The 19,811-nt window shown below is 73.3% G+C and carries 17 protein-coding genes and 1 pseudogene; 10 read left to right on the top strand and 8 right to left on the bottom strand.

The window, feature by feature from the left end; all coding sequences use genetic code 11:
• The first annotated feature begins 209 nt into the window (after positions 1-209).
• Positions 210-1,598, top strand: coding sequence for a cystathionine beta-synthase (locus ABT085_RS26990; RefSeq protein ID WP_351613059.1), 1,389 nt, complete (start codon positions 210-212; stop codon positions 1,596-1,598).
• Positions 1,599-1,997: 399 nt separating this feature from the next.
• On the opposite strand, the gene ABT085_RS26985 is transcribed toward ABT085_RS26990, so the two are convergent.
• The gene (locus tag ABT085_RS26985; RefSeq protein WP_351613062.1) at positions 1,998-2,420 is read right to left on the bottom strand and encodes a hypothetical protein; all 423 of its coding nucleotides are present in this window, start codon (positions 2,418-2,420) and stop codon (positions 1,998-2,000) included.
• Positions 2,421-2,732: 312 nt separating this feature from the next.
• On the opposite strand from ABT085_RS26985, the gene ABT085_RS26980 reads away from it, so the two are divergent.
• The 3 genes from ABT085_RS26980 to ABT085_RS26970 all read left to right on the top strand — a co-directional run bounded on the left by ABT085_RS26980 (position 2,733) and on the right by ABT085_RS26970 (position 5,863).
• Positions 2,733-4,253 carry an aromatic amino acid ammonia-lyase gene (locus ABT085_RS26980; protein ID WP_351613057.1) on the top strand — a complete coding sequence of 507 codons (1,521 nt, stop codon included), beginning with the start codon at positions 2,733-2,735 and terminating at the stop codon, positions 4,251-4,253.
• Positions 4,253-5,137 (top strand): MurR/RpiR family transcriptional regulator, encoded by an 885-nt coding sequence (locus tag ABT085_RS26975; protein ID WP_351613054.1) that lies wholly within the window; start codon positions 4,253-4,255, stop codon positions 5,135-5,137. Before ABT085_RS26980 ends, ABT085_RS26975 begins: the two co-directional genes overlap by 1 nt.
• Positions 5,138-5,263: 126 nt before the next feature.
• Positions 5,264-5,863 carry a hypothetical protein gene (locus ABT085_RS26970; protein ID WP_351613052.1) on the top strand — a complete coding sequence of 200 codons (600 nt, stop codon included), beginning with the start codon at positions 5,264-5,266 and terminating at the stop codon, positions 5,861-5,863.
• Positions 5,864-5,904: 41 nt separating this feature from the next.
• On the opposite strand, the gene ABT085_RS26965 is transcribed toward ABT085_RS26970, so the two are convergent.
• The 5 genes from ABT085_RS26965 to ABT085_RS26945 form a co-directional block, all read right to left on the bottom strand.
• Complete coding sequence (locus ABT085_RS26965; protein ID WP_152890494.1) at positions 5,905-6,279, bottom strand: roadblock/LC7 domain-containing protein; 375 nt, start codon at positions 6,277-6,279, stop codon at positions 5,905-5,907.
• A gap of 20 nt (positions 6,280-6,299) precedes the next feature.
• The gene (locus ABT085_RS26960) at positions 6,300-6,953 is read right to left on the bottom strand and encodes a roadblock/LC7 domain-containing protein (protein WP_351613048.1); all 654 of its coding nucleotides are present in this window, start codon (positions 6,951-6,953) and stop codon (positions 6,300-6,302) included.
• Between the two features lie 46 nt (positions 6,954-6,999).
• Entirely contained in the window at positions 7,000-7,818 is an 819-nt protein-coding gene (locus ABT085_RS26955; protein ID WP_351613045.1) for a transcriptional regulator, read from the bottom strand.
• The gene (locus ABT085_RS26950; protein ID WP_351613043.1) at positions 7,815-8,222 is read right to left on the bottom strand and encodes a hypothetical protein; all 408 of its coding nucleotides are present in this window, start codon (positions 8,220-8,222) and stop codon (positions 7,815-7,817) included. The genes ABT085_RS26955 and ABT085_RS26950 overlap by 4 nt, the downstream gene beginning before the upstream one ends.
• 255 nt (positions 8,223-8,477) lie before the next feature.
• A complete protein-coding gene (locus ABT085_RS26945; RefSeq protein ID WP_502982815.1) occupies positions 8,478-9,914 on the bottom strand; it encodes a type III PLP-dependent enzyme domain-containing protein in 1,437 nt (478 codons plus the stop codon).
• A 111-nt stretch (positions 9,915-10,025) separates the two neighbouring features.
• On the opposite strand from ABT085_RS26945, the gene hutU reads away from it, so the two are divergent.
• The 4 genes from hutU (at position 10,026) to hutI (ending at position 15,513) form a co-directional block, all read left to right on the top strand.
• Positions 10,026-11,699, top strand: a complete 1,674-nt coding sequence (gene hutU / locus ABT085_RS26940) for a urocanate hydratase (RefSeq protein ID WP_351613037.1) — start codon at positions 10,026-10,028, stop codon at positions 11,697-11,699.
• Positions 11,696-12,913, top strand: a complete 1,218-nt coding sequence (locus tag ABT085_RS26935) for an allantoate amidohydrolase (RefSeq protein ID WP_351613034.1) — start codon at positions 11,696-11,698, stop codon at positions 12,911-12,913. Before hutU ends, ABT085_RS26935 begins: the two co-directional genes overlap by 4 nt.
• Positions 12,910-14,268: a formimidoylglutamate deiminase gene (locus ABT085_RS26930; protein WP_351613032.1), complete on the top strand. Its 1,359-nt coding sequence runs from the start codon at positions 12,910-12,912 to the stop codon at positions 14,266-14,268. Before ABT085_RS26935 ends, ABT085_RS26930 begins: the two co-directional genes overlap by 4 nt.
• 63 nt (positions 14,269-14,331) lie before the next feature.
• A complete protein-coding gene (gene hutI / locus ABT085_RS26925) occupies positions 14,332-15,513 on the top strand; it encodes an imidazolonepropionase (RefSeq protein ID WP_351613029.1) in 1,182 nt (393 codons plus the stop codon).
• 6 nt (positions 15,514-15,519) lie between these two features.
• On the opposite strand, the gene ABT085_RS26920 is transcribed toward hutI, so the two are convergent.
• A complete protein-coding gene (locus ABT085_RS26920) occupies positions 15,520-17,079 on the bottom strand; it encodes an RICIN domain-containing protein (RefSeq protein WP_351613026.1) in 1,560 nt (519 codons plus the stop codon).
• Positions 17,080-17,242: 163 nt separating this feature from the next.
• Positions 17,243-18,160, bottom strand: coding sequence for an RNA polymerase sigma factor SigF (locus tag ABT085_RS26915; RefSeq protein ID WP_502982814.1), 918 nt, complete (start codon positions 18,158-18,160; stop codon positions 17,243-17,245).
• A 249-nt stretch (positions 18,161-18,409) separates the two neighbouring features.
• On the opposite strand from ABT085_RS26915, the pseudogene ABT085_RS26910 reads away from it, so the two are divergent.
• A pseudogene (locus ABT085_RS26910) lies at positions 18,410-18,778 on the top strand (STAS domain-containing protein); the annotation flags it as partial.
• A 377-nt stretch (positions 18,779-19,155) separates the two neighbouring features.
• A complete protein-coding gene (locus ABT085_RS26905; protein ID WP_351613020.1) occupies positions 19,156-19,692 on the top strand; it encodes an ATP-binding protein in 537 nt (178 codons plus the stop codon).
• Positions 19,693-19,811 lie beyond the last annotated feature (119 nt).

Raw genomic sequence — 19,811 nt, 5'->3', positions numbered from 1 at the left:
GCCGTACGCGGCCCCGGCCGCGATACGGCGGGCCACTCGCGCCCTCGACATGCTCGTCATGTCTCGCCGCCACCTCCTCGTAGCCGTACAACCACTCCTTGCCCCGTACAGGGCGTCGGCCAATCGCAACCCGGAGTGAACGTCCGCGCCGGGCCGTAGGCTGGCTGAACCACTTCGACCACATCTGTTGCAAGCGACCGGAGACAACGGTGCAATTCCACGACTCGATGATCAGCCTCGTCGGCAACACCCCGCTGGTGAGGCTCAACAACGTGACCGAGGGCATCCAGGCGACCGTCCTGGCCAAGGTGGAGTACTTCAACCCGGGCGGATCCGTGAAGGACCGCATCGCCCTGCGCATGATCGAGGCGGCGGAGAAGAGCGGCGAGCTCAAGCCCGGCGGCACCATCGTCGAGCCCACCAGCGGCAACACCGGCGTGGGGCTCGCGATCGTGGCGCAGCAGAAGGGGTACAAGTGCATCTTCGTGTGCCCCGACAAGGTGTCCACGGACAAGATCAACGTGCTGCGCGCGTACGGCGCCGAGGTGGTCGTGTGCCCGACCGCCGTGGACCCCGAGCACCCGGACTCGTACTACAACGTCTCCGACCGTCTGGTGCGCGAGACGCCGGGCGCCTGGAAGCCCGACCAGTACTCCAACCCCAACAACCCGCTCTCCCACTATCACTCGACCGGCCCCGAGCTGTGGGAGCAGACGGAGGGGCGGATCACCCACTTCGTGGCGGGCGTGGGCACCGGCGGCACCATCTCCGGCACCGGGCGCTACCTCAAGGACGCCAGTGACGGCCGGGTCCAGGTGATCGGCGCCGACCCCGAGGGGTCCGTGTACTCCGGCGGCTCCGGGCGCCCGTACCTCGTCGAGGGCGTCGGCGAGGACTTCTGGCCGACCGCCTACGACCGGACCGTCGCCGACGAGATCGTCGCCGTCTCCGACAAGGACTCCTTCCAGATGACCCGCCGGCTGGCCAAGGAGGAGGGCCTGCTGGTGGGCGGCTCCTGCGGCATGGCCGTGGTCGCCGCGCTGCGCGTCGCCGAGCGGCTCGGCCCGGACGACGTCGTGGTCGTCCTGCTCCCCGACAGCGGACGCGGCTACCTCAGCAAGATCTTCAACGACGAGTGGATGGCCGACTACGGCTTCCTGGAGGACTCCGGCCCGAGCGCCCGGGTCGCCGACGTGCTCAGCCACAAGGCGGGCGGCACCATCCCCTCCCTCGTCCACATGCACCCCGACGAGACCGTGGGCGAGGCCATCGAGGTGCTGCGCGAGTACGGCGTCTCGCAGATGCCGATCGTGAAGCCGGGCGCCGGTCACCCGGACGTCATGGCCGCCGAGGTCGTGGGTTCCGTGGTGGAGCGGGAACTGCTCGACGCGCTGTTCACCCAGCGTGCCTCGCTGGAGGACCCGCTGGAGAAGCACATGTCCGCCCCGCTGCCGCAGGTCGGCTCCGGCGAGCCGGTCGCGGACCTGATGTCCGTGCTGGGCCGTGCGGACGCGGCGATCGTCCTCGTCGAGGGCAAGCCGACCGGTGTGGTCAGCCGCCAGGACCTGCTGTCCTTCCTCGCCAAGGGCGGGAACTAGCGGACCCGCGGTGAACAGCCGGGACGTGCGGCGGACCCCCTGGGGGATCCCCGGGCGGTCCGCCGGGAAGGCGGACTTCGCGGAAGTGGTACGAGGGTGTCACGTACACGCAGCACACGCTTAACACGAGTCCGGCACATTAGGGGGTGTCGGCAGGGCGGGAGCGGCTCCCCGCCCCGGCCGGCACCAAAACGGCGTCACGGATTTTCGGAGCGGCTCCCGGACCTCCACAGACGCCCAGGACGCGAACGTCCGGCCTGACCCGGCACGCGTCCCTCGCGGGGACCGCCGTCGTCCCGCCCCCCGGCAACGGGGGTGCGGCGGTCCCCGCGCACAGCTTTTCCCGGCCGGATGCCGGCCCGGGATCCCCGCCCTTGCGCGGGCGCGCCCGCATTGCGGTCAGTCCTCCCAGTCGCCGTCCCCGGACGCCCGGCGGCGGCCGAAGAGGCCGGGGTTCGTGCGGACGGCCTGGACGGCGTTGACGCCGACGATGCCGATCCAGGACACGATCAGGCCGGGCAGATGCGCGGTGCCCGCACCGATCGCGGACAGCGGGACCGCCAGCACCAGCGAGACGATGCCGAAGCCGAAACGCTCGCCCCACGAGTCCGTGGGCCTCGGGGAGCGGGAGTTGCGGGCCACGGTCATCTGCGCCTCGGCCAGATGACGGCGCACCCGCCGTTCGACCGCGCCGTCGATGCGCTGGTCGACCTTCTCCAGGAAGGAGTCGACCAGTGCGGACTCGTACTCCTCGCCCAGTTCCCTGCGGGCGTGCAGGGTGGCGTCGAGTTCCTTCTTGAGGTCGGCGTCCCGCGCGTCCATGATCGTCTCCATTCCCGTCATGCGACTCACGCTAGGCAGCGGGCGGCCCCGGCGCACTGGGGATAGCCCCCGTCTTCCGCCCGGGCCCGCGCCCCGCCCGCGCCCCGGTCCCGGACCGGGTTCCGGACCGGGGCGGTCCGTCGAGCCGGATCATGAGACGTGCCTTGCCCGGCTGTATATCGTCATGCAGAGTTCTAGGTGTCTGAATAGGTCGTCCATGCCTGGCCGTGTCCGGGTGCCGGTCCGCGGTGACCGGGGGCCGGCAGGAGAGATCCGGTGTCCGGATCGAGGGTTGAGGGGAGCTCGGGTCCTATGTCGTCTCGGACCGTGGACGCGCCGGACGCGCGTGCGGTGCACCCCGGGCCCGGGGGTCCCGTGGTCCTCGACGGGACCGGCCTCGGCGTCGACGACGTCGTCCGCCTCGCCGACGGGAGCGCGCGGCCGATCCCGACGGGCGAGGCGCTGCGGCGGGCCGAGGAGTCCTGGGACGCCGCCCGGCGGATCGCGTCGACGGGCCGCGTGTACGGCCGCTCCACCGGCGTCGGCGCGAACCGGAACGAGACCGTGCCCACCGAGGCCGCCGCGGGCCACGGCATGCGCCTGCTGCGCAGCCACGCCGGTGCCATAGGCGAGGAACTGCCGGCCCGGCAGGTGCGGGCGATGCTCGCCGTACGGGCCAACCAGCTGCTGGCGGGCGGCGCCGGACTGCGCCCCGGCGTCGTGACGGCGCTGTGCGAGGCGCTGGAGAGCGGCGCCCACCCGGTCGTCAACGAGTTCGGCTCGGTCGGCACCGGCGACATCGCGCCGCTGGCCCAGCTGGGGCTGGCCCTCGCCGGGGAACACCCGTGGCGCGGCCCGGGCGCGCCCGCCCCCCAGCCCCTCGACAACAACGACGCGCTGGCCCTGATCAGCAGCAACGCCCTCACCCTCGGCCAGTCGGCGCTCGCCCTGCACGAGCTGCGCGGGCTGATCGAGGCCACCCAGGTGGTCGCCGGGCTGTCCCTGCTCGCGGTCGACGGCTCCCACGAGGCGTACGCCGCCCCCGTGCACGCGGCCCGTCCGCACCGGGGAACGGGCGAGGTCGCCCGCCGGATGCGGAGGCTGATCGGCGCCGAGGACCGGCCGGCGCCGCCGCTCGGCCGGATCCAGGACCCGTACGGCTTCCGCTGCCTGCCGCAGATCCACGGACCCGCGCAGGACGCGGCGGACGCGCTGGAGGAGGTGCTCGCGATCGAGCTCAACTCGGCGGCGGAGAACCCCCTCATCTCCCCCGACGGCATGGCCGCCTACCACCACGGCGGCTTCTACATGGCCCAGCTCGTCCTCGCGCTGGACCACTTCCGGCTGGCGGTGACCCAGGTGGCCCGGCTGTCGACGTCCCGGCTGTCCAGCCTCAACGAGCCCGCCTTCACCCGGCTCAAGCCCTTCCTCGCCGACCAGGAACCCGCCTCGTCCGGGGTGATGATCCTGGAGTACGCGGCCGGGGCCGCCCTCGGTGAGCTGCGCGCCTGCTCGGCGCCCGCCTCGCTCGGCCACGCCGTACTGTCCCGGGGCGTCGAGGAGCAGGCGAGCTTCGCCTCGCTCGCCGCCCGCCAGACACTGCGTGCGTGCGACGCGTACCGTCTCGTCGTGGGCTGCGAACTCGTCGCCGCGGTAAGGGCGTTGCGGCTGCGCGACCTGCGGCCCGAACCGGGGCTCCCGGTGGGCCGGGCGCTGGCGATCGCCGAGTCGGTGCTCGACGAGGACATGGCCGACCGGCCGCTCACCCGGGACGTGACGGCCGCGGCCCGGCTGCTCGACCGGTTCACGCAGATCTGGAGGGAGAGCGAGTGATGACCGCGGACACCAGCGCGGACACGGGCGCGGACCGGGACACCGGCGGACCGGACAGCCCCGCCGCACGGCTCCAGGCGCTCTTCGAGGGGCACCGGCTGACGCCGACCCAGCGGCGCATCGCGCACAGCATGGTGCGGCGGGCCGCCGACGTGCCGTTCCTGTCCAGCGTGGAGCTCGCCGAACTGGCCGGGGTCAGCCAGCCCTCCGTCACCCGCTTCGCCGTCGCCCTCGGCTTCGACGGCTACCCCGCCCTGCGCCGCCATCTGCGCGAGGTCGCGCCGGCGGAACAGCCGGGGGGCGTCCGGGCGTACAACGAGTACCAGCAGGCCGTCGAGGCGGAGATCGAGAACCTGCGGCACCTCGCGGAGGTGCTCGCGGACCCGCGGCCGGTGCAGCGGGCGGGCCGGCTGCTGGCCGCCAGCCGGCCGCTGCCGGTGCTCGGGCTGCGCGCCGCCGCGTCCCAGGCCTACGGCTTCGCGTACTTCGCCGCCAAGGTCCACCCGGACGTACGGCTGGTCCACGAGGGCGGCACGATGATCCACGACCGGATCGACGCCGCCGTACGGGCCGGCGCCTCGGCCCTGCTCTGCTTCGCGCTGCCGCGGCACCCCCGCGAGGTCCTGGACACCCTCTCCTATGCGAAGGAGGCCGGGCTGACCGTCGTGACCGTCGCCGACTCCGCGTTCGCGCCCGTGGCCAAGGTCTCCGACCTGCTGCTGCCCGCCGCGGTCGGCACCGGGCTCGCCTTCGACACCGCGTGCGCGCCGATGCTGCTAGGACGGGTGCTGCTGGAGGCCATGTGCGACGACCTGCCCGACGCGCAGACCCGCCTGGAGGAGTTCGACGCGCGGGCGGCGGCACGGGGGCTGTTCGTGGAGTGAGCCGCGGGCCGGGTTCTTCGCCGCGCCGGGGCGGGGGCACCCGGCGGTGCTCTCAGATTCGTCTCACGTTCGCTCGCTAGCGTGTGCGCACTTGCAGGACTGTGCCGGTGGCGAGGAGGCGTTGACGTGGCACGCGGAAGTCAGGGGCGCGGAGGCCAGGGACTGGCCCGGGTGGCCGTCGTGGTGCGGGCCGGAGCGGCACCACTGTGCGGCGCCGGAGTGTTCGCGGCGGGTGTCGGTGTCCTGGTGCCGGGCTTCACCGGTCGCCGGATCGGGGTCATGGCAGGGGCGGCGCTGCTCCTCGTCGCGGCCGCCGTGATGTCGTACGGCCGGCGCAAGCGCTACGGCGCCCTCGCCCGAGGTGCCGCCCGGGCCGGCCGGCACGACGTGCTCCAGGACCGTGCGGTGACGGTGCGGAACTGGCGCCACGCCCACCGCTGGTGGCTGCTGCTGGCCTTCCTGGCCGCGCTGGGCAGTTCCCTCGCGGTACCCGCCGCCGGCGGCATGCTGCTGGTCGGCGCCGGTGTCGGGCTGCGGCTGAAGGCCGCCTGGCTCGGGCGGCGCGAACGGGCCGAGGACACGCTGCTGTGGGTGCGGGTCGACTGGCTCGACGCGTGGGGCGGACGCCCGGCGGGCCGGGCCGTGAGGGGCTACCGCGGCACCGGCATCGCGGCGGGCGACGCGGCCCCGGGCGGGGCACGCCGCCGCACCGCGGCGCTGGTGTAGCCGGTCGTTCACAAGGGGCCGGACCGCCCGGAAGTCCGGGATCAGACCTCCAGGTCCTCCTCGATCCGCTTCAGCTGGTGGCGGGCCATCGCCAGATTGGCGCGCTTCGCGTCCAGCACCAGATACATGAACAGACCGTTGCCCCCGCGTCCGCTGATCAGCCGGATCAGGTGGTACTGGTCGGACAGGGTGATCAGGATGTCCTCGATCTGAGCCTTGAGGCCCAGATGTTCCATCGTGCGCATTTTGGCGCGTACGACGTCGGTGTTGCCGGCGGCCGCGACGTTCAGGTCGAAGCCCTTGCTGCCGCCCATCGTGCCCAGCGCCATCCCGCTGGTGTAGTCGACGAGCGCGACTCCGGTCGCGCCCTCGATGGAGGCGAGCGCCTCTTTCAGCGTGGTCTCGGTGTTGGCCATGACTGAGTCTCCTCGTTCTCTCAACTATCGGTGGTGGTACGCGCGTTGCCGGTGGTGCGTGGCGCGCGAGGGGTTCTGGTCCGGGCGGCGGACTTGGCCGGGGTCTTGGCCGGTGTCCTGGGTGCCGACTCGGGCCGTGGTTCGGCCGGCCGACCTGACGACGGTTCGGCCGGCGGACCGGTGGGTCCGGTGGGCGGTCCGGTGGGCTGTACCACCGGAGGCTTGTCGGGGGGCGGGGGAGCGGCGGGGCCCGAGGCGGCGGGCAGCTGGGCGGGCGCGGCCCGGGGCACGGCGGTGGCCGCCGTCTCCGCGTCGACGAGTTCGCCGATCCGCACTCCCGCCCGGCGACCCTCCAGGTGCAGGCGGCCGACGTTGACCCGGTCCTGGGCGAGCAGCGTCAGCACGGCGCCGCGGCCCGCCGGGTACGCGGCGGCATAGCCGTACACCCCGCGCACGAGCAGCTCACGGAACTCGCCCTGGCCGGTCGCGTCCGACAGCCGCGCGACGACGCCGAGTGCCGTGGCGGTGAGCGCGGCCACCGTCTCCGGCGCCACACCGGGGGTGTCCTGGGCGAGGACGTGACCGTCCGTGCTCGCCACGAGGGCGCCGGTCAGCTGAGGCACCCGGGCCCTCAGCCGGCACAGCTCCTCGCGTATGTCGGGCTCGGCCGCCATCAGCTCTCTCCTTTCGGCACGGGGTCGCTGTCGCGGGCTCTGCCGCTCAAAGGGCCTCCAGCGCATCCCTGAGCCTCTTCAGCAGCGTGATGTCGGGATCGGGCACGGAAAGGACCGCCGGGGCGGGCGGGGACACCCGGACGGGCGGCGGCTGCGGCGCCACCAGCCCGGCCGCCGCCAGCCGCCGTACGTCCACCAGCGTGTGGAACGCCTGTCTGCCCAGCTCCCGGGCGATGTCGGTCGCGGTGCGCACGCCGTTCACCAGGGTGAGCACGGCCGTCTGGCGGGCGGTGACCGCGGGCGCCGCCGCCGGGGCGACCCGGACCAGCGGTGCGCTGTCGGCCAGCGGATCCGGCCATACGCGCCGCAGCAGCTCGCGCCTGCGGAGCGTCTCGCGCTCCACGACGTCCACGGTGACCGGGCGCACGGTGCCGGGCTGGTGCCCGTCGCCGTACCGGAAGCGGCCCGGGGTGCTGCTCGGCGCGAGGGCGAAGTAGGCGGCGTCGAACAGCGCCCCCAGGTGGCACAGTTCCAGCGCGCCCGCGGTGAGCCGGCCGCGGTCGGCCACCAGCCGGACGGCGCCGGGCTTGCTGCCTGTCTCGGTCAGGGCCTCCTGCCAGGTCGTGGCGTCGAGCGTGCCGTGGGTGGTCAGGAGCACGTCGAAACCGGGCGCGTACGGGCTCTCGGCGTGCACCACCTCGCCGTCGGCGAGGTGCAGCGTGCCGTGCTCGCGGACGAGGACGCCGGTGGCCCGCTCGGCGGCCAGCCGGGTGAGCATCGGCGAGAGGCCGCCCGCCCCCTCGTGCGCCGCCGACCGGTCCCGCACCGGCAGCCGGGGCGGCGGAGTGGTGCCAATCACGGTCATCCGAGCACCAGCCGTCCGGCCATCTCGCCCAGCCGGATGCGGGCCAGCGCGAGGTTGCCCTCCGCGCGTGCCAGCCACACGTGCAGGAACACGCTGCTGTCGAACGGGGTGGGCACGAACCGCAGCAGGTGGTAGCTGTCGCGGTTGCTGAGGATCAGATCCTCGACCGGCAGCGCCGTGGCGCCGCCCAGTGCCCCCGCGCCGCCGTCGCCGGGCGCGAACGCCCGGTGCTCGGCGGCCAGCCGGGCCAGCTCCGCGGCCTCGACGGCGGCCGCCTCGTGGTCGCCGCCCGGTGATTCACCGACGACACCCAGGGCCAGCCCGCTGGTCCAGTCGACCAATGCCGCGCCCCGGGCGCCGGGCAGCCGCATCGCCTCCAGTAGGCACTCGTCGATTCCGGGCACCGTCGCTCCCCTCCCACCTGGGGTCCGGCTGAGTGACCACGAAACTACGCACCGTCGCGGGCGGCCGGTGGGGATATGGCATTTCCCGGTGGAACATGCTGGGGGTGGCTAGGGTGGGTCGGCTGTGCAGGTTTTCCTACGGGATGACCTGCATGCCCGCCTGTGTATCCGTCCGTACGCCGACGCCGCATACCCGCCGCCGGGTCCGCGCCCGCGCCCGTCCCGGCGCTCCGGCCACCCGTGCGGGTGTCGGGGTCAGCCGGAGTTCCACTCGTGCGGGCGAGCGCGTCCGGGAGCGTGCAGGGTGGTGAGCGCGGACGCGTACGCCCCTCCCGACTCGGCGACGATCTCCTCGGCCGTCTGCGGCTCGCGCACCGTCGCGAAGGCCGTACGGCCGGCGTCGTCCGGGGCGAAGCCGTAGATGCCCGGCCGGGCCAGCGAGTTGTAGGCGTAGTGGTGCGCGAAGCAGTACGCGCCCGTGTCCAGCGCCGCCGCGTGGTCCCCCTGCTCCAGCTGCGGCAGCGCCTGGCCCCGGGCCAGCAGGTCGCCCGCGAAGCAGGCGGGTCCGGCCACGTCCTGCACGACCGCGGGACCCCTCTTGGGCCGCCCCTTCGCGTCGTACCCGGCGATCCGCAGCGGCCAGGACTCCGGCGCGTACACCGTCCGGGTCGCCACCTGCACACCCGCGTGGGTGACCGCGACCCGGCGCCCGCCGGCGCTCTTGGCGTACTCCACCCGCGCCACCACCGTGCCGTGCTTGGCCAGCAGCGACCGCCCGAACTCGGTCACCAGCGCGTACCGCCCGTCGAACAGCCCCGGCACCGTCTCGCGCAGCAGCCGCGCGTACTGCGCGTACGTCGGGGTCGTCACGTCGGAGCCGAAGTTCACCGGCAGTCCGCCGCCGATGTCGATCGTGTCGATCTGCGGCCGCCCGATCCGCCGGTTGATCTCCTCGGCGAGCGCGTGGACCTCCGCCACCCCGCGGGCCATCAGCGACAGCGGGATGCCCTGCGACCCGGTGTGCGTGTGCAGCCGGCTCAGCCACGGCCGGTCCATGAAGGCCCGGACGACCCACTCGCGCGCTCCCTCGTCACGCAGCGCCACCCCGAACTTCGAGGTGGCCGTGGCGGTGGACATCGCCTCGATGGAGCCCGCGCCGAGCTGCGGGTTCACCCGGAGGCCGAGCGGGGAGCGGCTGCGGGCCGACCGCATGAGGGCGTCGATGCGCTCCAGCTCCTGCGGGTTGTCGGCGTTGACGGCGATACCGAACGCCAGCGCCTCACGCAGTTCGGCGGGGGTCTTCGCGGGCGAGTCGAGCACGGTGCGGGCCGCCGGCATCCCGGCCGCCCGCGCCAGCGCCAGTTCGCCCGGGCTGGCCACCTCCGCGCCGATGCCCTCCTCGCGCAGCAGCCGCAGCACCGGAACCAGCGGCGTCGCCTTCACCGCGAAGGCGTGCAGCACGGGGGTGCCGGGCGCCACCACGGCGTCGAACGCGGCCCGCAGCGCCGCCGCCGACTCCCTGATGCCGGCGACGTCGAGCAGCCCGACGACCGGGGTGCCGGGGGCGAGCAGCCCCTGTTCCACAGCGGCCCGCACCGCGTCGTCGCGCCGTGCGGCCCGCTCGCCTGCGCTGCCGTCGTTGTCCACTGTGTCCCCCCGGTCGGGTCGGCCTGCGACTTGTGTGCCCTGCATTCAGCCAAACACCCGCGACCCGCGCACGTCGACGCGCCCATGTGTTGACTAGTTCTATTCAGGTAGTCAGGATGTGAATAACGGCAGCAACAATCCGCTAGGAGGCAGACCATGTCAGGACCCCGCCCCGTACGAGCCCCGCGTGGTACGGAACTGAGCGCCCTGGGATGGCAGCAGGAAGCCGCCCTGCGGATGCTCCAGAACAACCTCGACCCCGAGGTGGCCGAGCACCCCGACAAGCTGGTCGTCTACGGCGGCACCGGCAAGGCCGCCCGCGACTGGCGCTCCTTCGACGCCATGGTCCGGACCCTGCGGACGCTGAAGCAGGACGAGACCATGCTGGTCCAGTCCGGCCGCCCGGTCGGCGTCATGCAGACCCACGAGTGGGCCCCGCGTGTCCTCATCGCCAACTCCAACCTGGTCGGCGACTGGGCCAACTGGGAGGAGTTCCGCCGCCTGGAGCAGCTCGGCCTGACCATGTACGGCCAGATGACGGCCGGCTCCTGGATCTACATCGGCACCCAGGGCATCCTCCAGGGCACCTACGAGACCTTCGCCGCGGTCGCCGCGAAGAAGTTCGGCGGCACCCTCGCGGGCACGATCACCCTCACCGCCGGCCTCGGCGGCATGGGCGGCGCCCAGCCGCTCGCCGTGACGATGAACGACGGCGTCGCCATCTGCATCGACTGCGACCCGCGTGCCATCGAGCGCCGGATCGAGCACCGCTACCTGGACGTGCGGGCCGACTCCCTGGAGCACGCCCTCCAGCTCGCCGTCGAGGCCCGCGACCAGTGCAAGCCGCTCTCCATCGGCCTGCTCGGCAACGCCGCCGAACTGCTGCCGCGGATGCTCGCCGAGGGCGCGCCCATCGACATCGTCACCGACCAGACCTCGGCCCACGACCCGCTCGCCTACCTCCCGGTCGGCGTCGACTTCGACGACATGGCCGACGCGGCCGCCAAGGACCCGGCGGGCTTCACCACCCGTGCCCGCGAGTCGATGGCCCGGCACGTGGAGGCGATGGTCGGCTTCATGGACGCCGGTGCCGAGGTCTTCGACTACGGCAACTCCATCCGCGGCGAGGCCCAGCTCGCCGGGTACGAGCGGGCGTTCGCCTTCCCCGGCTTCGTCCCCGCCTACATCCGCCCCCTCTTCTGCGAGGGCAAGGGCCCCTTCCGCTGGGCGGCCCTGTCCGGCGAGGCCTCCGACATCCACAAGACGGACAAGGCGATCCTCGACCTCTTCCCGGAGAACGAGTCGCTGCACCGCTGGATCAAGATGGCCGGCGAGCGCGTCCACTTCCAGGGCCTGCCCGCCCGCATCTGCTGGCTCGGCTACGGCGAGCGCGACAAGGCCGGCGAGCGCTTCAACGACATGGTGGCGTCCGGCGAGCTCGCCGCCCCCCTCGCCATCGGCCGCGACCACCTCGACTGCGGCTCCGTCGCCTCCCCGTACCGCGAGACCGAGGCCATGCTCGACGGCTCCGACGCGATCGCCGACTGGCCGCTGCTGAACGCCATGGTGAACGTCGCCTCCGGCGCGTCCTGGGTCTCCCTCCACCACGGCGGCGGCGTCGGCATGGGCCGCTCCATCCACGCCGGCCAGGTCTCCGTCGCCGACGGCACCAAGCTCGCCGGCGAGAAGATCCGCCGGGTGCTCACCAACGACCCGGGCATGGGCGTCATCCGGCACGTCGACGCCGGGTACGACATCGCGGAGTCGGTGGCGGACGAGCGCGGTGTCAGGGTGCCGATGCGCGAAGGCCGGGAAGAGGCTTCCGCGTGACGTTCCACAGCATGTGGGCGGAGCTGCTGCCGATCGGCCGCAGCTCCGCCTCCGGCGGCTACCGCCGCTTCGCCTGGACCGCCGCCGACGCCGAGTGCCGGGCCTGGTTCGAGGAGCAGGCCCGCGCCCGCGGACTGACCTGCGAACTCGACCGCAACGGCAACCAGTGGGCCTGGCTCGGCGACCCCGCCCAGGGCGACGCGGTGGTCACCGGGTCGCACCTCGACTCCGTGCCCGACGGCGGTGCCTTCGACGGACCGCTGGGCGTGGTGTCCGCCTTCGCGGCCCTGGACGAGCTGCGCGCCCGCGGCGCACGGCTCGACCGGCCGCTGGCCGTCGTCAACTTCGGTGACGAGGAGGGCGCCCGGTTCGGGCTGGCCTGCGTCGGCTCCCGGCTCACCGCCGGAGCACTCACCGTCGAGCAGGCGCACCGCCTCACCGACGGCGACGGCATCACCCTGCCGCAGGCGATGGAGGCCGCGGGGTACGACCCCGAGGCCATCGGCCCCGACCCCGAACGGCTCGCCCGGATCGGCGCCTTCGTCGAGCTGCACGTCGAGCAGGGGCGGGCGCTGGACCTGTCCGGCGACCGGATCGGCATCGCCAGCGCCATCTGGCCGCACGGACGCTGGCGGTTCGACTTCCGCGGCGAGGCCAACCACGCCGGCACCACCCGGCCGGCGGACCGGCGCGACCCCATGCTGCCGTACGCCGAGACCGTCCTCGCCGCCCGCCGCGAGGCCGAACTCGCCGGGGCCGTCGCCACCTTCGGCAAGATCTCCGTCGAGCCGAACGGCGTCAACGCCATCCCCTCCCTGGTGCGGGGCTGGCTGGACTCGCGGGCCGCGGGACAGGAGACCCTCGACACCGTGCTCACCGCCATCGAGAAGACGGCCCGCGCCCACGCGGAGCGCCACGGCGTCGACCTGGACGTCGTCCGCGAGTCGTTCACGCCGGTCGTCGAGTTCGACCACGCCCTGCGCGACGAGCTCGCCCGCATCCTGGGCACCGGAACCGACCTGAAGGTGCCCGTCCTCGGCACCGGGGCGGGACACGACGCCGGGATCCTCTCCGGCAGCGTCCCGACCGCCATGCTGTTCGTGCGCAACCCCACGGGCGTCTCGCACTCCCCGGCCGAGTTCGCGGCCGAGGACGACTGCACGGCCGGGGTGAGCGCGCTCGCCGACGTACTGGAAGGGCTGGCCCGCAGGTGAACCGGAACCACCCGCAGACCCACACACGGACGTACTGGCTGGAGCACGCCTGGCTCGGCACCCGGGTCGAGCCGGGCGTGGCCCTGGAGGTGTCCGGCGGCCGGATCACGGCCGTCCGCACCGGCGTCGCCACCCCGCCGCCCGGCGCGGAGAGCCTGCGCGGCCTGACCCTGCCCGGCCTCGCCAACGCCCACAGCCACGCCTTCCACCGCGCCCTGCGCGGCACGGTCCAGGTGGGTTCCGGCACCTTCTGGACCTGGCGCGAGGTGATGTACTCCGTCGCCGACCGGCTGACCCCGGAGACCTACCACGCGCTCGCCCGCGCCGTGTACGCCGAGATGGCGCTGGCCGGCATCACCGCGGTCGGCGAGTTCCACTACGTCCACCACGCCCCCGGCGGCACCCCCTACGCCGACCCCAACGCGATGGGGGAGGCCCTGATCGCGGCCGCCGCCGAGGCCGGCGTGCGCATCACCCTCCTGGACACCACCTATCTCTCGGCCGGCTTCGGCGAGCCGCCCAACAGCCACCAGCTGCGCTTCTCCGACGGCAGCGCGGACGCCTGGGCCGAACGCTGTTCAGTTCTCAAGGAACGGGATCACGCACGGATCGGGGCCGCGATCCACTCCGTACGGGCCGTGCCCGCGGACCAGCTGGCCACGGTGGCGCGATGGGCACAGGAGCGGCGGGCCCCGCTGCATGTGCACCTGTCCGAGCAGACCGCCGAGAACGACGCCTGCCTGGCCGCCCACGGCCGCACCCCGACGCAGCTGCTCGCCGACCACGGCGTGCTCGGCCCGCACACCACCGGCGTGCACAACACCCACCTCACCGACGCCGACATCACGCTGCTCGGCGACTCGGGCACCGGCACCTGCATGTGCCCCACCACGGAACGCGACCTCGCCGACGGGATCGGCCCCGCGGTCGCCCTCCAGCGGGCCGGCTCCCCGCTCTCCCTCGGCTCCGACAGCCACGCCGTCATCGACCTGCTCGAAGAGGCGCGCGCGATGGAGCTTGACGAGCGGCTGCGCACCCGCACCCGCGGCCACTGGACGGCCGCGGCACTGCTGCGCGCCGCCTCCGCCGACGGTCACGCCGCACTGGGCTGGACCGAAGCGGGCGCTCTCGAACCGGGCGCGCTCGCCGACTTCACGACGGTCGCGCTCGACTCGGTCAGAACAGCGGGACCGGTGCCCAGGCTCGGCGCCGAGACGGCCGTATTCGCGGCGACCGCGGCGGACGTGCGCCACACGGTCGTCGGCGGACGTCAGGTCGTACGGGACGGGGTGCACGCGCTCGTCCCCGACGTGCCGCGGGAACTGGCGGCCGCCGTCGAAGCACTGCACGCCTGACCGGACGCCAGGCGCCCGCCCCCCCGACCCGCATCCAGCCCCGCCGCCCCCCACGAGGACGCCATGAGCAGCACGGTCAGCACCGTCGTCACCAACATCGCCACTCTGGTCACCAACGATCCCTCCCTCGGTGACGGTTCGCCGCTCGGTCTGGTCCGGGACGCGGCCGTCGTCATCGAGGGCGACCGTGTCGTGTGGACCGGTGAATCAAGCAAAGCACCCGCCACCGACAACCGGGTCGACGCCGATGGCCGCGCGATGCTGCCCGGCTTCGTCGACTCCCACTCCCACCTGGTCTTCGCGGGCGACCGCACCGAGGAGTTCAACGCCCGTATGTCCGGCCGGGCCTACAGCGCCGGCGGCATCCGCACCACCGTCGCGGCGACCCGGGCGGCCAGCGACGAGGACCTCGAACGCAACCTCACCCACCACCTCGACGAGGCCCTGCGCCAGGGCACCACGACCTTCGAGACGAAGTCCGGCTACGGTCTGACGGTCGCCGACGAGGCCCGTGCGCTGCGCATCGCGGCCCGGCACACCGACGAGGTGACCTACCTCGGCGCGCACATCGTCGCGCCCGACTTCGCCGACGACCCGGCCGGCTACGTCGCCCTGGTCACCGGCGAGATGCTCGACGCCTGTGCCCCGTACGCCCGTTGGATCGACGTCTTCTGCGAGAAGGGCGCCTTCGACGGCGACCAGGCCCGCGCGATCCTGACGGCGGGCCGGGCCAAGGGCCTGCACCCGCGCGTCCACGCCAACCAGCTCTCGTACGGCCCCGGCGTCCAGCTCGCGGTCGAACTGGACGCGGCGAGCGCCGACCACTGCACCCACCTCACCGACGCCGACGTGGACGCCCTCGCGCACGGCCGTACCGTCGCCACCCTGCTGCCCGGCGCCGAGTTCTCCACCCGCGCGCAGTGGCCCGACGCCCGCCGTCTCCTGGACGCGGGCGTCACGGTCGCCCTGTCGACGGACTGCAACCCGGGATCGTCCTTCACGTCCTCCGTGCCCTTCTGCATCGCGCTCGCGGTACGGGACATGGGGATGACGCCGGACGAGGCGGTCTGGTCGGCCACGGCGGGCGGCGCGGCGGCCCTGCGCCGCGACGACATCGGCCGTGTCGCGCCCGGCGCGTACGCCGACCTGATCGTCCTCGACGCGCCGAGCCACGTCCATCTCGCCTACCGGCCGGGCGTGCCCCTGGTCGGCAAGGTGTGGCGGCGGGGCGCGCGGGTGCTCTGACCGGTCTCAGGCGGAGCCGGCCCGCCACCGCTGCTCCGGACCCCCGCTCAGCGGCTCCAGTGACACCCCGTCACCGTAGGACTGGGGGGTCACCCCGGTCTCGATCGCGATCGCGGGACGGATCACCCCGTCGTCGTCGACCGTGAAGGTGAGGTTCTGGCCGTGACGGCCGTAGACCGAGTCGCAGCTCCAGACACCGACGCCGTTGTCGACGTCGCCGCGGCTGTCGAGGCAGAAGTCGGGGTCGGCGTACGACTGGAGGACACCGCGGTCCGCGTCGACCCGCCAGCGCTGGGTGTCCGAGCCCGAGCAGGACGCGGTGACGACGTCCGTGCCGTCGTCGAAGTCCCCGGCGACGTCCAGACAGCGGCCCGTGGACACGTTCACGACCTGGGCGTAGGCCGCGCCCGGCGGGCGGGCGGCGGGTGAGGGGGTCGGGGTCGGCGTCGGCTTTCGGGTGGTCGGCCTCGGGCGGGCCGAACTGTGGGTCGGCGAGGGCGAGGTGCGGGTCGGGGACGCGGACGGGGCCGGAGCGGAGTACGTGGCCGTCGCCGTGACCGTCACCGGAGGGCTGGAGGGGACGGCTGCCGCGCCCGCCGACTGCTGCCGGTCCTGCGAGCCGTCCGAGGAGTTCAGGAACAGCAGCAGCGGCACCAGGACCGCGCTCAGCGCCGCCGAGGCCAGGACGATGCGCCGGGACTGCGGCCCGGTCCAGGGCCGGGTCCGGGGCGCGGAAGGATCGGTGACGCGCGCATCGGCGCGCGGGATGACGCGCGTCGCGGCAGCCGCGCCGCTTCGGGCGTACGCCGTGCCGCCCCACGGCAGCAGTCCCTCGGCCAGCGCCGTGCGCGGGTCGTCGCGCAGGGCCGACAGCTCCTCGTACGCGCTCGTGCAGTGCGGACAGCGCGTCATGTGGGCGTGCAGGTCGGGGCTGTGGCGGGGGTTGTCCGGCCGCGCGGACTCCTCGATCAGCCTGCGGAAGTCGCCGCAGCGCGGGTCGTCGGAGGCGGCCAGCCGGGCACGCAGACAGGCCTGACCGAGTGCCGGCAGCGCCTGGGGGGTGCCGTGCCTGACGTCCCACTCGGTGAGCCCGAGGAATGCGGCGGTCCGGGTCTCCGGCTCCCGCTCCACGAGGCCGTACCAGATCAGGCCCTGTGTGCGGGACGGCAGGGAGCGGAACGCGGCGAGCATGGGCGGGACGGGGCCGTCCGGCCGGGCGGTGTTCAGGACCAGCAGCAGCCCGGGGTCCAGGCCGGCGGCCCGCCCGTCGGTGGCCCAGGACGCGGCCTCGCTGCCGGTGAGCAGCAGCAGCCGGTGGCGCAGCGGGACGTCGGGGTCGGTGCCGCGAGCCGTCTCGCGGGCCGCGGCGGTGAAGGTCTGCGCCGCCAGCTGACGCGCCGCGGCCTCGCCCGTCACGCACAGGCGGGCGTAGCCGAGGACCGAGGGCTGGTGGCGGGCCCGGATCTCCTGGAGCGCCGGATAGGCGGACGCGGTGTCGGCGCGCAGCAGTTCGGTCAGCCGGGCATCGGACGCCCCCGTATGGGCATCGCCGCCACCTTGTGCCATGTTCTCCGGCCCTCCTTGCACCCTGGCGGTCATCCGACCGTCCTGACGTACCGGCCAGTTTGTGATGCCCATGGTGAGGGAGGAGAGGCTTTGGGTAAAGGGTTATCTCCGGGTAATCAAAGTGGCTGTTGGTGCGTGCAGTTGAGGCGGTGCCGGGCACCCCTCACTCCTCGGCCGTCAGGCCCTTCCGCAGCCGTACCAGAGTCCGTGACAGCAGGCGCGACACGTGCATCTGGGAGATGCCGAGTTCCTCGCCGATCTGCGACTGGGTCATGTTGGCGACGAAGCGCAGCGAGAGGATGTGCCGGTCCCGGGGCGGCAGTCCGGCGATCAGCGGCTTCAGGGACTCGATGTACTCGATGCCCTCGATCCCGTGGTCCTCGTACCCGATGCGGTCGGCGAGCGCTCCCTCGGAGTCGTCCTCCTCGGGCTGCGCGTCCAGCGACGCGGCGGTGTACGCGTTCGACGCCGCCATGCCCTCCACGACCTCGTCCCTGCCGATGCCGAGGCGCTCGGCCAGCTCGGCCACCGTCGGGGCGCGGTCGAGCTGCTGGGCCAGTTCGTCACCGGCCTTGGCCAGGTCGAGCCGGAGTTCCTGGAGCCGGCGCGGGACGCGCACGGACCAGGAGGTGTCGCGGAAGAAGCGCTTGATCTCGCCGATGACGGTCGGCATCGCGAAGGTGGGGAACTCGACGCCGCGGGCCAGGTCGAAGCGGTCGATCGCCTTGATCAGGCCGATGGTGCCGACCTGGACGATGTCCTCCATCGGCTCGCTGCGCGAGCGGAAGCGGGAGGCGGCGAACTTGACCAGGGCGAGGTTGAGTTCGACGAGGGTGTTACGGACGTACGAGTACTCGTACGTCCCCTCCTCCAGCGACTCCAGCCGCTCGAACAGCGTCTTGGACAGGGCCCGCGCGTCGACGGGGCCGACCTCTTCGTACGGGGGAATCTCCGGAAGCCCGGCGAGCACGTCGTCCTGCGGGACGGGCGCGGGGTGGTTCCGCTCGATGGGATCCAGATGTTCCGGAAGGGGTGTCGGCGTCGTCCGATGGGTATGCGACGCGTCGAGCCGGGGTGACATGATGTCCTCCATCGTTCTCGGCATATGGCTGCCGAAGCCAGTGCTGCACTGCGGTGTGCGGCGCCTCCAAAGCCGGCCGTGTCGAGTACGTGTCTCTACTAGCCCTACCCGTTCCACCGAGTTCACCGCAAGTCCGTTTCAGTGGTAAATGTCCGTTTCTGGGCGGTTGTTCGGGTGTCAGGGTGTGTGGAGAAGGCGTAGTGTTCGAGAGCATCTGTCAGCAGTCACGATCTCGGGAGTGAGAGACGCATGGACCGCGGGACGGTCGGCAGCGCGCAGTCGGGCCGGCTTCTGGTGGAGGTGCGGGAAGAGGGCTCCAGCGCCGTCGTGACGCCGGTGGGTGAGCTCGATCACCACACGGCGGATCTGTTGCGCGACCCCCTCGACGACTGCCTCTCCAAGGGATTCAGCAAGCTGGTCGTGGACTGCTCGCGACTGGAGTTCTGCGACTCCACGGGGCTGAACGTGCTTCTGGGCGCGCGGCTGAAGGCGGAGGCCGCCGGGGGCGGGGTGCACCTCGCGGGGATGCTGCCCGTGGTGGCGCGCGTGTTCGAGATCACCGGGGCCGAGGCGGTCTTCACCGTCCACGACTCGGTCGATTCGGCTCTGGCCGACGACGGCGCGAACGGTGACGGCGGCAGTGGCGACGACAGTGACGACGGCGATGACGACGGCGGCGATGTGGCGAAGGGCACCGGAGGTGGCCGTGCGGCGGGGGAGTCCGGCGAGTCGGCCTGAGCCGGTCCGCCGTCCGGCGGGCGACGTTCCCGGCCCTCGCGTCCGGGTGCGGTCCGGCCGCCGCCCGGGTGAACCTGTGCGTCCGCTCGTGGACCGGTGCCCGGGTGACGTCGGCTCGTACCGACAGGGGGGTGTTCGGTCGGCCCGGTCGGGCAGGAGACATCCTGAATGTGTCGGCGCCGTGTCGACGGAATCGCCGTCGGCCTACGTACTGACTCTTGAATCGTGAACTGGCGAATCGGTGAGGTGAAGCGCTGATGAGCACCACCCGGCCCTGCTCGCCGGGCGACCGCGGCCCGGAGCCGATCGGCGCTTCGGGGGCGTCCGAGGGTGACGTGCCAGGTGGCGGCGTGTCCCGCGAGGACGCGGTCGCGTCGTCGACGGGTCGTCAGGTCCGCCGGCTGAGCCTGGACGGCCAGAGCGGCGTCGTGCCGCTCGCCCGCGACTTCGCCCGCCAGGCGCTGTATGCGTGGGGCTGGCTGCCGGCCGCCACCGCGGACCGCCGGGCGGCCGCCGAGGACGTGCTGCTCGTCGTGTCCGAGCTGGTCACCAACGCCTGCCTGCACGCCGAGGGGCCCGAGTCGCTCCGGATCTCCTGCGACAACAAGGTCATCCGGGTCGAGGTCGCCGACCGCGGCACCGGCCAGCCGGCTCCCCGCACCCCGCACCGCGCCGGCCGGCCCGGCGGGCACGGCATGTTCATCGTGCAGCGGCTGTGTCTGGACTGGGGTGTCGTCCGCGCGCCGGGCGTGACCGGCAAGACCGTGTGGGCGGAACTGGGCGCACCGGCGTGAGCCGGTGAGAAGCCGCTCCGCCGCACCCGGCCCTGATCTTCATGATCGTGGTGACCCAGTTGCCGTTCGTCGGCACCGTGGCGATTTCGTTCATGCGCTGGAACGCGCTCGAACCGGAC

The organism is Streptomyces sp. NPDC002265, assembly GCF_040296125.1.
In the GTDB taxonomy this organism is placed as follows: Bacteria; Actinomycetota; Actinomycetes; order Streptomycetales; family Streptomycetaceae; genus Streptomyces.
The sequence above is the reverse complement of the archived record's forward strand: the minus strand, read 5'-3'. Positions and strand labels throughout refer to the sequence as shown.

Bases quoted from the DNA above. Each gene is read 5' to 3' on its own strand.
- ABT085_RS26915 (WP_502982814.1), bottom strand. From the start codon at position 18,160: ATGTCACCCCGGCTCGACGCGTCGCATACCCATCGGACGACGCCGACA.
- ABT085_RS26955 (WP_351613045.1), bottom strand. From the start codon at position 7,818: ATGACCGTGATTGGCACCACTCCGCCGCCCCGGCTGCCGGTGCGGGAC.
- ABT085_RS26975 (WP_351613054.1), top strand. From the start codon at position 4,253: ATGACCGCGGACACCAGCGCGGACACGGGCGCGGACCGGGACACCGGC.
- ABT085_RS26985 (WP_351613062.1), bottom strand. From the start codon at position 2,420: ATGGACGCGCGGGACGCCGACCTCAAGAAGGAACTCGACGCCACCCTG.
- hutU (WP_351613037.1), top strand. From the start codon at position 10,026: ATGTCAGGACCCCGCCCCGTACGAGCCCCGCGTGGTACGGAACTGAGC.
- hutI (WP_351613029.1), top strand. From the start codon at position 14,332: ATGAGCAGCACGGTCAGCACCGTCGTCACCAACATCGCCACTCTGGTC.
- ABT085_RS26965 (WP_152890494.1), bottom strand. From the start codon at position 6,279: ATGGCCAACACCGAGACCACGCTGAAAGAGGCGCTCGCCTCCATCGAG.
- ABT085_RS26960 (WP_351613048.1), bottom strand. From the start codon at position 6,953: ATGGCGGCCGAGCCCGACATACGCGAGGAGCTGTGCCGGCTGAGGGCC.
- ABT085_RS26945 (WP_502982815.1), bottom strand. From the start codon at position 9,914: ATGCAGGGCACACAAGTCGCAGGCCGACCCGACCGGGGGGACACAGTG.
- ABT085_RS26980 (WP_351613057.1), top strand. From the start codon at position 2,733: ATGTCGTCTCGGACCGTGGACGCGCCGGACGCGCGTGCGGTGCACCCC.
- ABT085_RS26920 (WP_351613026.1), bottom strand. From the start codon at position 17,079: ATGGCACAAGGTGGCGGCGATGCCCATACGGGGGCGTCCGATGCCCGG.
- ABT085_RS26905 (WP_351613020.1), top strand. From the start codon at position 19,156: ATGAGCACCACCCGGCCCTGCTCGCCGGGCGACCGCGGCCCGGAGCCG.